At 72.5% G+C, this 13979-nt stretch carries 12 protein-coding genes; 6 read left to right on the plus strand and 6 right to left on the minus strand.

Going from position 1 to position 13979, the window contains the following annotated elements; all coding sequences use genetic code 11:
* Positions 1-5: 5 nt before the first annotated feature.
* The 3 genes from ABEA82_RS28830 (at position 6) to ABEA82_RS28840 (ending at position 3567) form a co-directional block, all read left to right on the plus strand.
* A complete protein-coding gene (locus ABEA82_RS28830; RefSeq protein WP_345664602.1) occupies positions 6-1622 on the plus strand; it encodes a glycerol-3-phosphate dehydrogenase/oxidase in 1617 nt (538 codons plus the stop codon).
* Positions 1623-1751: 129 nt separating this feature from the next.
* Positions 1752-2423 (plus strand): FadR/GntR family transcriptional regulator, encoded by a 672-nt coding sequence (locus ABEA82_RS28835; protein ID WP_345664603.1) that lies wholly within the window; start codon positions 1752-1754, stop codon positions 2421-2423.
* Between the two features lie 157 nt (positions 2424-2580).
* Positions 2581-3567, plus strand: a complete 987-nt coding sequence (locus ABEA82_RS28840; protein ID WP_345664604.1) for a PAC2 family protein — start codon at positions 2581-2583, stop codon at positions 3565-3567.
* Between the two features lie 449 nt (positions 3568-4016).
* Here the strand turns inward: ABEA82_RS28840 and mshC are convergent, their stop codons facing one another.
* The 4 genes from mshC to ABEA82_RS28860 form a co-directional block, all read right to left on the minus strand.
* On the minus strand, positions 4017-5246 hold the full coding sequence (gene mshC / locus ABEA82_RS28845; RefSeq protein WP_345664605.1) for a cysteine--1-D-myo-inosityl 2-amino-2-deoxy-alpha-D-glucopyranoside ligase: 1230 nt from the start codon (positions 5244-5246) through the stop codon (positions 4017-4019).
* Positions 5247-5340: 94 nt separating this feature from the next.
* On the minus strand, positions 5341-6171 hold the full coding sequence (locus ABEA82_RS28850) for an SCO1664 family protein (RefSeq protein WP_345664606.1): 831 nt from the start codon (positions 6169-6171) through the stop codon (positions 5341-5343).
* A complete protein-coding gene (locus ABEA82_RS28855) occupies positions 6135-6725 on the minus strand; it encodes a DUF3090 domain-containing protein (protein WP_345664607.1) in 591 nt (196 codons plus the stop codon). The genes ABEA82_RS28850 and ABEA82_RS28855 overlap by 37 nt, the downstream gene beginning before the upstream one ends.
* 78 nt (positions 6726-6803) lie before the next feature.
* Positions 6804-7490 (minus strand): histidine phosphatase family protein, encoded by a 687-nt coding sequence (locus tag ABEA82_RS28860; RefSeq protein ID WP_003989143.1) that lies wholly within the window; start codon positions 7488-7490, stop codon positions 6804-6806.
* 61 nt (positions 7491-7551) lie between these two features.
* Here ABEA82_RS28860 and ABEA82_RS28865 point away from each other — a divergent pair, with 61 nt between their 5' ends.
* A complete protein-coding gene (locus tag ABEA82_RS28865) occupies positions 7552-8547 on the plus strand; it encodes a magnesium and cobalt transport protein CorA (RefSeq protein WP_345664608.1) in 996 nt (331 codons plus the stop codon).
* A 10-nt stretch (positions 8548-8557) separates the two neighbouring features.
* On the opposite strand, the gene ABEA82_RS28870 is transcribed toward ABEA82_RS28865, so the two are convergent.
* Positions 8558-9346, minus strand: coding sequence for a ferritin-like domain-containing protein (locus ABEA82_RS28870; RefSeq protein WP_345664609.1), 789 nt, complete (start codon positions 9344-9346; stop codon positions 8558-8560).
* Positions 9347-9608: 262 nt separating this feature from the next.
* Positions 9609-10664, minus strand: a complete 1056-nt coding sequence (locus ABEA82_RS28875; protein ID WP_345664610.1) for an LLM class F420-dependent oxidoreductase — start codon at positions 10662-10664, stop codon at positions 9609-9611.
* A gap of 126 nt (positions 10665-10790) precedes the next feature.
* On the opposite strand from ABEA82_RS28875, the gene ABEA82_RS28880 reads away from it, so the two are divergent.
* Both ABEA82_RS28880 and ABEA82_RS28885 read left to right on the plus strand, forming a co-directional pair.
* Complete coding sequence (locus ABEA82_RS28880) at positions 10791-11777, plus strand: aldo/keto reductase (protein WP_345664611.1); 987 nt, start codon at positions 10791-10793, stop codon at positions 11775-11777.
* Positions 11774-13957 (plus strand): helix-hairpin-helix domain-containing protein, encoded by a 2184-nt coding sequence (locus tag ABEA82_RS28885; protein ID WP_345664612.1) that lies wholly within the window; start codon positions 11774-11776, stop codon positions 13955-13957. Before ABEA82_RS28880 ends, ABEA82_RS28885 begins: the two co-directional genes overlap by 4 nt.
* Positions 13958-13979: the final 22 nt, after the last annotated feature.

Here is a 13979-nt window from a genome sequence, read left to right on the forward strand (position 1 = left end):
ACAGCATGACCAGTCAGTCCACCCTGCAGTCCGTGCCTGCCCTGGGGACGCACCCGGCCTCCGGCTCGAACCCGAGCCGAGCCGAGACCAGGGAGCAGCTCGCCAAGGCGTCGTACGACCTTCTCGTGATCGGCGGCGGCATCCTGGGCATCTCCACCGCCTGGCACGCCGCGCAGTCCGGCCTCAGGGTGGCTCTGGTCGACGCCGGCGACTTCGCCGGTGCCACGTCCTCTGCCTCCTCCAAGCTGCTCCACGGCGGTCTGCGCTACCTGCAGACCGGCGCGGTGAAGCTGGTGGCGGAGAACCACTTCGAGCGCCGTGCGGTCTCCCGCCAGGTGGCCCCCCACCTGGCGAACCCGCTCACGTTCTACCTGCCCGTCTACAAGGGCGGGCCGCACGGCGCGGCGAAGCTCGGGGCGGGCGTCTTCGCCTACTCCGCGCTGTCGGCCTTCGGTGACGGCGTCGGCCACCTGCTCTCGCCGGCCAAGGCCGCGCAGGACGTGCCCGAGCTGCGCACCGAGAACCTCAAGGCCGTGGCCGTGTACGGCGACGACCAGATGAACGACGCCCGCATGGCGCTGATGACGGTCCGCGCGGCCGTCGAGGCGGGTGCCGTCGTCCTCAACCACGCCGAGGTGACGGGCATGCGCTTCACGCAGGGCCGGGTCACGGGCGCCGAGCTGAAGGACCGTCTGTCCGGCGACGAGTTCGGCGTCAACGCCCGGCTGGTGCTGAACGCGACCGGCCCGTGGGTCGACCACCTGCGGAAGATGGAGGACCCGAACGCGGCGCCCTCCATCCGCCTGTCCAAGGGCGCCCACCTGGTCCTGAAGCGCACCTCCCCGTGGAAGGCCGCGCTCGCCACCCCGATCGACAAGTACCGCATCACCTTCGCCCTCCCCTGGGAGGACATGCTGCTCCTCGGCACCACCGACGAGGAGTTCGAGGGCGACCCGGCGGACGTCTCGGTCACCGAGCAGGACATATCCCAGATCCTCGACGAGGCCGCCTTCTCCGTCCGCGACCAGCAGCTGAGCCGCGACCTCATCACCTACGCCTTCGCGGGCCTGCGGGTGCTGCCGGGCGGCCCCGGCGACACCGCCAAGGCCAAGCGCGAGACGGTCGTGACCGAGGGCAAGGGCGGCATGCTGTCCGTCGCGGGCGGCAAGTGGACCACCTTCCGTCACATCGGCCGTACGGTGATGCAGAAGCTGGAGTCGCTGCCGGGTCACCCCCTGGGCGACGACTTCGAGCCGATCAGCTCGCTGCCGAAGAAGCTGCCGCTGCCCGGCATCGCCAACCCGCGCGCGGTCGCCCACCGGCTGCTGACCGACCGCCCGGCACCCGGCCCGCGCATGGCGGCCGACACCGCCAAGCACCTGGCCACGCACTACGGCTCGCTGGCCTTCGACATCGCCCGGCTGGCCAACGAGAACCCGGAGCTGGCCGCGCGCGTCCACCCGGACGCCCCGGAGATCTGGGCGCAGGTCGTCTGGGCGCGGGACCACGAGTGGGCCGAGACGCAGGACGACGTGCTGCGCCGCCGGACGACGCTGACCATCCGCGGCCTGGCCACGGACGACGTCCGCGCCAAGGTCCAGGACCTGCTCGACAAGAAGTAGGGCAGGTACGCGGGGCCCGCGGGCCCGTACGAGGGGGCGGTTCCACGCCGACGGAGCCGCCCCCTCCGCGTGTTCCTCCCCGCATAATGACGTGATACGTCGGAGGTCTTAAGCGACAGGAGGCCGGCCATGGCAGTCACCGACGAGGCGATCGAGAAGATCAAGGGCATGATCGTCTCCGGCGCGCTGCGGCCGGGCGACCGGCTGCCCAAGGAGAGCGAACTCGCCGCCGACCTCGGCCTGTCCCGCAACTCCCTGCGGGAGGCCGTACGCGCGTTGTCCCTCATCCGGATCCTGGACGTGCGGCAGGGCGACGGCACGTACGTGACCAGTCTCGACCCTCAACTCCTGCTGGAAGCCATGAGTTTCGTCGTGGACTTCCACCGCGACGACACGGTCCTGGAGTTCCTGGCCGTACGCCGCATCCTGGAGCCGGCCGCGACGGCCATGGCGGCCCTGCGGATCAGCGAGCAGCAACTGGACGCGCTCACGTCCCAGCTGGACAAGCTCGGCGACGCCCCGTCCGTCGAGGACCTCGTCGCCTGCGACCTGGAGTTCCACCGGGGCATCGTGCAGAGCTCGGGCAACTCCGTGCTGTGCTCGCTGCTCGACGGGCTCTCGGGGCCGACCACCCGGGCCAGGATCTGGCGCGGCCTCACCCAGGAGGACGCCGTCGTCCGCACCCTGCGCGAGCACCGGGCGATCCTCGCCGCGCTGCGCGACCGGGACGCCGAGGCGGCGCGCTCGTGGGCGACGGTGCACATCGCGAGCGTCGAGCAGTGGCTCCGCTCCACGCTGTGACCCGGGCCTCACTCACCGCTCGGATGGATCCGGGGTGTTCAGGGGTGGTTCGCGGGGCAGTGATGGGGTCACTCCCCCTGCGAGGGGGCTGCGGACGCCCCCTTGGCACGCCGTAAGGTTGGGGCGTACGCGAGGGTACGTCGGAAGGAGGCGCTGGGTGATCGAGCTCGAGGGGGTTCCCGAGCTGGTCGACCCGGTCATGGTGGCCGCGTTCGAGGGCTGGAACGATGCCGGCGACGCCGCCTCCACCGCGGTCGCGCATCTGGACAGGGAGTGGAAGGGCGAAGTGTTCGCGGCGCTGGACGCCGAGGACTACTACGACTTCCAGGTGAACCGCCCCACGGTGTTCATGGAAGCGGGCGTCCGCAAGATCACCTGGCCGACGACAAGGTTGTCGGTGGTCCGGGTCGGCGGTGAGAAGCCGCGCGACCTGGTGCTCGTCCGGGGTATCGAACCGTCCATGCGGTGGCGTTCGTTCTGCAACGAACTGCTCGGCTTCGCGCACGAACTGGGTGTGGAGCTGGTGGTCGTCCTGGGCGCCCTGCTGGGCGACACCCCGCACACCCGCCCGGTGCCGATCAGCGGGACGACGTCCGACCCGGACCTGGCCCGCCGCATGGATCTGGAGGAGACCAAGTACGAGGGCCCCACGGGCATCGTCGGGGTCCTCCAGGAGGCGTGCACCCACGCGGGTGTGCCGGCCGTCTCGCTGTGGGCGGCGGTGCCGCACTACGTGTCCCAGCCGCCGAACCCGAAGGCCACGCTGGCCCTCCTGAACCGGCTGGAGGACCTGATCGACGTGCGCATCCCGCTGGGCGAGCTGCCCGAGGACGCGCGGGCCTGGCAGGTCGGCGTGGACCAGCTGGCCGCGGAGGACAGCGAGGTCGCCGAGTACGTCCAGTCGCTGGAGGAGGCCCGGGACACCGCCGAGCTGCCGGAGGCGTCCGGCGAGGCGATCGCCCGCGAGTTCGAGCGCTACCTGCGGCGCCGGGACGGCGGCGGACCGACCGCCTCCGGCGGACACGCCACGGCGGACGGCAGCGACAGCACGTCCTACCTGCGGGACAACCCCAGCGGCCGCACCCGCCCGCCGAAGCCGCCCAAGCCGAGCGGCACGGACGACGACGAGTCGTCGGAGGACTGAGCCCGGGGCGCGGGGGCCCCAGCCCGCCCCCGCCGCCCGGGCCGTCGACGCGTCCGGCGGGCGGACGCCGACCGGACCGAGAGACAAGCACGCCACCGCGACGCCCGGAGCCGACCCGCGCCCCCCCCACCACCCCGGGGGACACGCAAGGCGTCGACGACCTCCGGGTCCGCACCCACCGGACCCAGACACGAGCACCCCACCGCGACGCCCAGAGCCGACCCGCAACCCCAACCGCCCCGGGACATTCAAGCCGTCGGCGGCGTCCGCGGACGGCGGGCGGGGCGAGAGGGAGTCGGCCGCCCGGGCGGCGACGCCACGCGTCCGTGGGGTGGCCGGCGCAGGTCGGTCGACGGAGGCCGCGCGGCCTCCCGCAACCGCCGCGCCGCACCACCGGTACGCCAGAGGGGCGTCTCCCGAGCAGGAGACGCCCCTCTGACTGTTCTCGGCTACAGAGCCACGCCCAGCAGCGCGTCCACCGCGCGCGAGACGACGCCCGGCGCGCCCGGGTCCGTGCCGCCGCTCTCCTCCTGGAGCGCGGCCCAGCGGTCGACCGCGGCGAGCGCGGCCGGGGCGTCCAGGTCGTTCGCGAGGGCCTCGCGGATCTCCTCCACGAGCGCCTCGGCCGGCGGCCCGTCGGGCCGGGACACGGCGGCCCGCCAGCGGCCGAGCCGGTCCACGGCGTCCTGGAGGACCTGGTCGGTCCACTCCCAGTCGGCGCGGTAGTGGTGGGCGAGCAGCGCGAGCCGGATGGCGGCCGGGTCGACGCCGTCGTGCCGCAGCTTGGAGACGAAGACCAGGTTGCCCTTGGACTTGGACATCTTCTCGCCGTCGAGGGCGACCATGCCGGCGTGCACGTACGCCTTGGCCATGGGGAACTCGCCGGTGAGTGCCTGGGCGTGCGAGGCGCCCATCTCGTGGTGCGGGAAGGCGAGGTCGGAGCCGCCGCCCTGGATGTCGAAGCCCATGCCGAGGTGATCGAGGGCGATGGCCACGCACTCGATGTGCCAGCCCGGCCGTCCGCGCCCGAGCGATCCGCCGTCCCAGCTGGGCTCGCCCTCGCGGGCCGCCATCCACAGCATCGGGTCGAGGGGGTTCTTCTTGCCCGGCCGGTCCGGGTCGCCGCCGCGCTCCGCGGACAGCAGCCGCATCGCCGCGGAGTCCAGCCCCGAGACCTTGCCGAAGTGCGGGTCGGACTCGACGGAGAAGTAGACGTCGCCTTCGAGTTCGTAGGCCGCGCCCAGGTCCCGCAGCCGCTCGACGAGCGGGACGATCCCCGGTATCGCCTCGACGGCGCCTATGTACTGCCGCGGCGGCAGCATGCGCAGGGCCGTCATGTCCTCGCGGAAGAGGGCCGTCTCCCGTTCGGCGAGCGCGGCCCAGTCGAGGCCGTCACGCTGCGCCCGCTCAAGGAGCGGGTCGTCGACGTCGGTGACGTTCTGGACGTAGTGAACCTGCCGCTTGGTGTCGAGCCACACGCGCTGCACGAGGTCGAACGCGTTGTAGGTCGCCGCGTGTCCCAGATGGGTGGCGTCGTACGGGGTGATGCCGCAGACGTAGATACGGGCGACGGGACCGGGGTCGAGGGTGACGAGGCCGCCGGTCGCGGTGTCGTGGATCCTCAGGTCGCGGCCCTGACCAGGCAGGGCGGGGACCTCGGAAGCGGGCCAGGCATGCATGCCTTGAGCCTAACCGGACTGAAGTTCCATATACGAATGGGAGCGGGCCGGACGGCCGAGAAGGCGCTCTTGCGGGAGCGCGACGTATGTGCTGCTACACGGGTGGCCAGGGAATCGCCGGCCATTCCCCGCTCGGCTCCGGATGCCTCCCCGAGGCGAGCAGAGCGCCGACCCGCTCGCGTGTGGCCTCGATCTCGGCACCGGTGATCAGCGGTTCGAGCCGCGCGGCGAGGGCCCCGCCCTCGGCCAGGTCCGTCCTGAGGTCTTCGAGGACGCCGGCCGCCTCCGGGGTGAGGGGCTCCCCCGCCCACCCCCACAGCAGGGTCCGCAGCTTGTTCTCGACGTTGAAGGTCACCCCGTGGTCGATGCCGTACAGCCGGCCCTCGCCGGTGGGCAGCAGGTGCCCGCCCTTGCGGTCGGCGTTGTTGAGCACGGCGTCGAGCACCGCGAGCCGCCGCAGCCGCACGTCGTCGGCGTGCACGAGCAGCGCGGTGCGTCCCTCGCCGACCTCGGCGAAGCCGATCGCCTTCCAGCCCGGCTCCGGCTCCTCCCCGTCGACCAGGGCGAGCAGCTCCTGGTCGGGCACCGCCTCGACCCACAGCTGGCACATGCCCTGGCCGTAGGGGCCGTCCCGCAGCACGGTGACGGGGACCAGGCCCCAGCCGGTCGCCTCGGAGACCTCGTACGCGGCGACCTCGCGCTGGGCGAGCGTCCCGTCGGGGAAGTCCCACAGGGGTCTCTCACCGGCGACCGGCTTGTAGATGCAGGCCGCTTCCCCGCCGTCGTACGACACCGTGCAGTACAGGGCCGCGTTGGACGCCTCGCGGATGCGTCCGCGCACGGTGAGTTCGCCCCGGGCGAGCAGCTCGGCGGGGTCCGGAGGAGGCGTCACGCTCCGCGGCGGTATCCGTTCTGGCGCGGACATACGTGTCCTTCCGGGTCGAGCGGGAGACTGCACAGCGGGCACGGCGGCCGCCCCGCGTTGACGACGTCGAGGGCGCGCTTGGCGAAGGCCCTCGCCTGCGCGCCGGTGAGCCGGACCCGCAGCATCGGGGGCCCGTTCTCCTCGTCCTGGAGCAGTCGTTCCTCGGCCTCGGCGAGGTCCTCCTCGGACTCGGCGTCGAGTTCGACGAGCGCCTGCGCCTCGACGATCATGAGCTGCTCGTCGCCGTCCCAGGCGAGCGCCATGGTGCCGACCCGGAACTCCTCCTCGATGGGGGTGTCCAGCGGGGCGGTGTCATGGACTTCCGACGGTACGACGGCGGGGACGGAAGCGCTGCCGCCACTGCGGCGCACCACCTCGTCGAGCAGTTCTTCCATGCGTTCGGCGAGCGCTGCGACCTGGGTCTTCTCCAGGGCCACGCTGGTCACCCGGGTGCCGGCGGAAGCCTGGAGGAAGAACGAACGGCGCCCGGGCAGTCCGACCGTGCCGGCCACGAAACGCTCCGGATGGTCGTAGAGGAACACCTGACGGGACACGTCCTGTCTCCATTGGAATCGTGGGAACCGTGTGACCACGGCACTGCTGCGACCGCTTCACCCTACTGCGGCGGACGATCACGGTGCGCCCGCACCACCCCCGACTTGGGCTTCGTCGCCCGGCGGTTCCTCGCGCGGCACGAGGGACGTGAAGTTCCCGGTGTCACCGAGGCGGACGAGAAACGGCCGCAGTCGTGTGTAGCGGATCGCGGTGATGGAACACGGTTCAACAGAAATCCGCTGGAAGAGGTCCAGATGAAGTCCGAGTGCGTCGGCGACGAGAGACTTGATGATGTCGCCGTGCGAGCACATGAGGTAGACGGCGTCGGCGCCGTGGTCGCGCTCCACGCGCGCGTTCCACTCGCGTACGGCCTCGGCGGCGCGCGTCTGCATCGCCCGCATGGACTCCCCGCCGGGGAACGCCGCGGCGGACGGGTGCGCCTGCACCACCTCCATCAGGGGCTCGTCCTTGAGCTCGGCGAGCTTGCGTCCGGACCAGTCGCCGTAGTGGCACTCGCCGATGCGCTCGTCGGTGTGGTGGGTCAGTTCCGGCCGGGCCCGGAGCAGGGGCCGGATCGTCTCCTGGCAGCGCTGGAGCGGGCTGGTGACGATCTCGGCGAGGGGCAGTTCGGCCAGTCGCCCGGGCAGTGCGGCGGCCTGCTCGGCGCCGCGCCCGTCGAGGGCGACGCCGGGTGTCCAGCCGGCGAGCAGTCCCTCGGTGTTGGCGGTGGAACGTCCGTGCCGGACCAGGATCAACGTGGGCATGCGGTCCAGCGTAGGCGCACGCACGCGTGCGGTGTCGTTCGAGTGACGGGAGACTCGTTTCGTGATCGTCGACTGTGCCATCTACCGCGACGGACACCGGTCGGAGGGGCCCGAGGACTTCTCCGAAGCCCTGGGAGAGGCCCGCGCGGCGGGCGGTTTCGTGTGGATCGGGCTGCACGAGCCCACGGAACGTGAATTCGGGCATGTCGCCCGGGAGTTCGGGTTGCATCCGCTGGCCGTCGAGGACGCCCTCAAGGCCCACCAGCGGCCCAAGCTGGAGGTGTACGACGACTCGCTGTTCGTGGTGCTGAAGCCGGTGGCGTACGAGCCGCAGAGCGACGCCGTCTCCACCGGCGAGATCATGATCTTCCTGGGCGACTCGTTCGTGGTGACCGTCCGGCACGGCGAGGGCGCCCCGCTCAAGGCCGTACGGAGTCGGCTGGAGCAGGAACCGGAGCTGCTGGGCAACGGGCCGACCTCCGTTCTGTACGCGGTCGCCGACGCGACCGTCGACCACTACCTGGAGGTGGCGACCGAGTTGCAGACCGACCTGGAGGAGCTGGAGGCGGAGGTCTTCTCACCGGACGGCGGCGGATCGCGGAACACCGCGTCCCGGATCTACACTTTCAAGCGGCAGGTCCTGGAGTTCCGCCGGGCGACCGGGCCGCTGGCCCTGCCGATGAGCCGGCTGGCGGGAACGGCCCCGTACGGTGTCGCGGTGCCGTTCGCGGACGACCGGGCCCGGCCGTTCTTCCGCGACGTCAGCGACCACCTCACGCGCGTGAACGAGTCCGTGGAGAACCTGGACCGGCTGGTGTCCGACATCCTCTCGGCGCATCTGGCGCAGATGAGCGTCCGGCAGAACGACGACATGCGGAAGATCTCCGCGTGGGCGGCCATGGCCGCGATCCCCACGATGTTCGCGGGGATCTACGGCATGAACTTCGAGCACATGCCCGAGCTGCACTGGGTCTGGTCCTATCCGGCGCTGATCGTTCTGATGGCCGTCCTGGAGATGATGGTCTTCCGGCTGTTCAAGCGCCGGGGGTGGCTGTAGGCGGGCCGGCTCAGGCGAACTCGGGTTCCGCGGACGCGGGTCCGCCGAGGGCGTTGCGGCGCTCGGGTGTCTTCAGCGACACCATCCGGCGCCAGCCGCCCAGCCGTTCGTAGGCGTACATCGCGTGGATGCCCGCCGCCAGCACCGCCGACTTGGCCCTGGACCAGCCGAGGATGCGCCCCATGTTCGCCATGACCGCGAGGCTGACGTCCCGGTAGATCCGGATCTCGGCCTGCGCGCATGCGCGCAGGGTCCGCTGGATGAACCGGCCGTGGCCCGCGTACGCGAAGCGCAGCAGCTCCTCGTGACAGTAGGCGAGGTGGTTGTCCTCGTCGTTGGAGATCTGCTTGACCGCGCGGCCGATGTCGGGGTGATCCGCGAAGTGCTTGCGGAGCAGGTCCATCTGCTCCGAGGCACGCTGTTCGGTGACCCTGCTGTGCGAGAGGTAGGTGACGATGTCCTGAACCGTGAGCCGCTCGTCGCGCCTCAGCTGCTCGTGGGCGAGGCCGATGCCGTTCTTCTCCAGCAGCATGGTGTAGTCGGTCTCCGGCGGGACCGGGACGGGGTCCAGGCCGCGCTTCTTCAGCAGGGCGTTGAAGATCCGGCCGTGCTTGTCCTCGTCGGCACCGTGCCGGGTGATCTTGGGGGCGAGTTCGCGTTCGCTCTCGGGGACGAGCGCGGCAATACGCGCGTTCTCCCAGCCGCCCTGGGACTCGCCGCTCGCGGCGATGGAGCAGAACAGGGCGAAGGACTCGTCGTCGGCGAGGATCTCCTGGAACAGACTCTTGGCCGAAAGCATCGTGGGCACCTCTTCCCGCACGCGTGCGCGTACCGCCAGGATTCCGCGGATTTCCGCAGGTTCCGCGAAGAACGAGTCAAGTGCGGGGCGAGGGGTGCTGCAACAGGTGTGCCGGACAACTCCGCCAAATGGCGGACGTGAGGGGAACTGCGCCGGGCGCACCGGGGGCGGCACGGCGTAACCGCCGGGGGTCCGACGCGTTGTTCCGCGTGACGGCCGTGGCGGGGAAGACCCCCGAGCCCCCACCACGGCCGCTGAAACCTCAGGCGAGTCCGGCGCGCTCCAGCGCCTCCGTGCCGGCGCGCAGGGAGGCGAGCCGCTCCTCCAGGGTGAAGCCCGCCGGCGCGAGGGACAGGGTGGTGACCCCGGCCGCGGCGTAGGCCTTCATCCGGTCCGCGATGCGGTCCACGGAACCGAGCAGCGTCGTCTTGTCGATGAGGTCGTGCGGTACGGCGGCAGCGGCGCCCTGCTTGTCGCCGGAGAGGTACTTGGTCTGGATCTCGGCGGCTTCCTGCTCGTAGCCCATGCGCCGGGCGAGCTGGTTGTAGAAGTTCTGCTTGGGGCTGCCCATGCCGCCGACGTACAGCGCGGTGTAGGGACGGAAGGTGTCGGCCAGCGTGGCCACGTCCTTGTCGTCACCCACGGCGAGCGGCAGGGTCGGGCAGACGTCGAACCCGTCGAGGGTCTTGCCGGCCTTCTCGCGCCCGGCGCGCAGGTACGAGATCGCGGTGTCCTCGAGGTGGTCGGCGGAGGGGAAGATCAGCAGGGCGCCGTCGGCGATCTCACCGGTCTGCTCGAGGTTCTTCGGGCCGATCGCGGCGATGTAGAGCGGGATGTGCTCGCGCTGCGGGTGCACGGTCAGCTTGATGGGCTTGCCCGGGCCGCCGGGAAGGGGCAGGGTCCAGTGCTCGCCCTCGTAGGACAGGCGCTCGCGGGTCATGGCCTTGCGGACGATCTCGACGTACTCGCGGGTGCGGGCGAGCGGCTTGTCGAATTTGACGCCGTACCAGCCCTCGGAGACCTGCGGGCCGGAGACGCCGAGGCCGAGGCGGAAGCGGCCGCCGGAGAGGGAGTCGAGGGTGGCGGCCGTCATCGCGGTCATGGCCGGCTGGCGGGCCGGGATCTGGAAGATGGCGGAGCCGACGTCGATCCGTTCCGTCTGGGCCGCGACCCAGCTGAGGACGGTGGCGGCGTCGGAGCCGTAGGCCTCGGCGGCCCAGCAGACGGCGTATCCGAGCCGGTCGGCCTCCTGGGCGACGGCCAGATTGTCCGCGTCCATTCCGGCACCCCAGTAGCCGAGGTTGATGCCGAGCTGCATGCCGAATCCCCTTACCGATCAGTAACGTGCCTTGTGCGGAGACCATAGCGCGGGCCCGGGGGCTGACGCAGAGTCGTTGCGCACGGCCCCTCACAGGGAAGGCTCTGGCCAGTAATCTCGGCGTTCATGGAGCAGAGGCATCTCGGCCGCACCGGCCTGCGTGTGTCCCGGATCGGGCTCGGCACCCTGACCTGGGGACGGGACACCGACGAGCACGACGCCGCGGACCTGATGAAGACGTTCTGGGAAGCGGGCGGGACCCTCGTCGACACCGCGGACGTGTACGGCGACGGAGAGGCCGAGTACCTGATCGGCAGGCTCATGGACGGCCTGGTGCCCCGCCGGGACCTGGTCATCTCGACCAAGGCCGGCAGCGTGCCGGACCCCGACCGCCGCTTCGACGCCTCCCGAGGCCATCTGCTCTCCGCGCTGGACGCCTCGCTCTCCCGGCTCGGCACCGACTACGTCGACCTCTGGCACGTGCACGCCTTCGACCCGGACACCCCGCTGGAGGAGACCCTCCAGGCCCTCGACCTCGCGGTCGCCAGCGGCCGTGCCCGCTACGCCGCCGTCTCCAACTTCTGCGGCTGGCAACTGGCCAAGGCCGCGACCTGGCAGCTGGCGGCTCCGGGCACCCGGACCCGGCTGGCCGGGACGCAGCTCGAGTACTCCCTGCTCCAGCGCGGCGTCGAACGCGAGGTGCTGCCGGCGGCGCTGGACCTCGGCATCGGGCTGCTGCCGTCCTCGCCCCTCGGGCGCGGCGTGCTGACCGGCAAGTACCGGGGCGACGCGACGCCGCCGGACTCGCGCGCTGCCTCGGAGCACCTCGCACCGTTCGTCGCGCCGTACCTCGACGAGACGGCGAGCCGCATCGTGGACGCCGTGACCACCGCGGCCGACGGTCTCGCGGTGACCCCGCTCCAGGTGGCCCTGGCATGGGTCCGCGACCGGCCCGGCGTGGCCGCGCCCGTCGTCGGCGCGCGCAACGCGCAGCAGCTCACGGCGGCATTGTCAGTGGAGACCCTTAGTCTTCCTGACGAGATCTGCCGGGCGCTCGACGATGTGTCGGCGCCTGTGCACCGCTATCCCGATCACGACTGGAGCACGCTGTGAGCACGGAGCCGGAGACCACGGAGGACGCCGAGCCGGGGACGCCGACCAGTGGTGCGCAGACCGAGGAGGCCCAGGGGGACGCGGCCGACGCCGGTCAGGTGTCCGAGGCCGAGGCCGAGCTGCGGGCGCAGCAGGCCGAGCGGGAGCGCATCGCACAGCGGAAGGCCGAGAAGAGCGCGCCGATCGAGAGCGGCGGCAAGCTGAGCGGCAAGGCCGCCGATCTGCTCGCGGCCGTGCGGGCGGTGGAGAGCGGCGAGAAGCCGGCGGCCGCGGTGTTCGCGGAGCCCGAACCCGCTCCCCGGCGCTCCGCCCCGGAGCCGGTGCGGCGACCGCAGCCGGTGGCGGACGGGGCCGTCACCGGCGTGGCGGCGCCCGCGCCGGAGGCGGTGCAGGCCGTGCGGGCGGTGCTCGGCGAGGGCGGCGCCCCGGAGGTGCTCGCGCCGCAGGCGGCCGAGGCTCTCGGCGAGGGCGCGGAGGAACGGCTGCGGGCGGACCCCTGGCAGTTGCTGCGGATCGCCGGCGTGCGGCCCGAGCAGGCCGACGGGTTCGCGCGGGCGCTGCTCGGCGCCGAGTGCGGCCCCGACGACGAGCGGCGGGGCCGGGCCGTCACCGTCTGGCTCCTGGAGCAGGCCGCGCTGGCCGGGCACACCGCCCTGGAGATGCCGGCCCTTGTGGCGGCCCTGGCCCAGCGGGGCGTGCCGGACCCCGACCGTGCGGTGCAGGACACCATCGCGGAGGGTGAGGCGCTGGTCTTCCAGGACGCCCTGGAGGAGACCGGTGCTCCGGCCCCGGCCAGGGCGGAGGACGCCGAGGACGCTGAGGAGGACGAAGGGGACGAGGCACGCCCGGTCCGCCTCCTGGTCGGCCTCGAGCGGTACGCGCTCGCGGAGGAGAGCCTCGCCGACGGTCTGGCCCGGCTGGCCAACTCGGCGCCCGAGCAGGGCGGTTCGGCCGGGGAGTGGGAGCGGGCCGCCGCCTCGGCCCAGGGGGCGGCGGGTGAGCTGATCCGCGCGGTCGCCGCTCATGGTCTGGTCCTGCACACCGGTGGCGCGGCCTCCCTGGCCGAGCCCGCGGCCCTGCTGACCGCCGCACACTCCCTGGGCCTGCGCGCCTGGGCCGCCGCGCACGGCCCCGTCGGCCGCAGCCGCTTCGCCGCCCTGGTGCCCCGCTCGGGCACGGCCGAAGCCGCGCCGGGCTCCCCGTCCGCCGACGACGACTCCCCCGCCGCCCCCGTCTGCACCGTCGCCGGGCTGCTCGCCGGGTCCGAGGGGCCGGGGCGGGACGCCGACGGGGCGCTGGATCTGGATCTGCTCGTCGTGCTCGACGCACCGCAGCTGGACGTCGAGACGGCGGCGCTGCTGACCGAGTCGCTGCCGGACGGGGCGCGGCTGGTGCTGGCCGGGGATCCGGCGGTGCTCTGGTCCGTGGGTCCGGGCCGGGTGTTCGCCGATCTGCTCGCGGCGCGGATCTGCCCCCAGGTCGCCTCACGGCAGCCGGATCCGGGGCCGCTGGGCGAGCTGGTCTCCGGTATCGGCATCGGCGAGCTGAACCAGGTCGAGGCCCCGGGCAAGGAGGTCGTGATCGTGCCGGTGCGGGACGCCGGTGAGGCCGTGCACCGGACGGTGCAGCTCGTCGCGGACTCGGTGCCGCGGGCGATCGGCGTACCGGCCGAGCAGACACAGGTGATCACACCGGGGCACGGCGGTGCCGTCGGCACGCGTGCGCTCAACGCGGCGTTGAAGGAGCGGCTCAATCCGGGCCCGGGCCGCTTCGGCGGCTTCGACCCCGGCGACCGGGTCGTCCACTCCCCCACCCCCGGGCGGGTGCTGCCGGGCACGGTGGTGAAGGCGGACGCCGAGGGGCTGCACCTGTCGTGCGAGGGCGAGGCCGTCGTCGTGCCCAGGGAGCGGGTGGAGCAGTCCGTGCGTCACGGGTGGGCGCTCACCGCGCACCAGGCCGTGGGGAGCCGGTGGCCCGCGGTGGTCGTGGTCCTGCCCGGCGATGCCGCGCAGGCCCTCAGCCGGCCGTGGGTGTACACGGCGTTCGGGCGGGCCGACCGCCATCTCTCCGTGGTGCACGGCGTGGAACAGGCGTTGCCGAAGGCCGTGGCCGAGGTTCCGGCCAAGCCCCGGACGACCCGGCTTCCCGTGCTGCTCGCCCCGCAGGTCGGGGGCAGCTGACGAGGGGGGTGGTCACGGGACC

Source organism: Streptomyces venetus (assembly GCF_039540295.1).
Taxonomy (GTDB): Bacteria; Actinomycetota; Actinomycetes; order Streptomycetales; family Streptomycetaceae; genus Streptomyces; species Streptomyces venetus.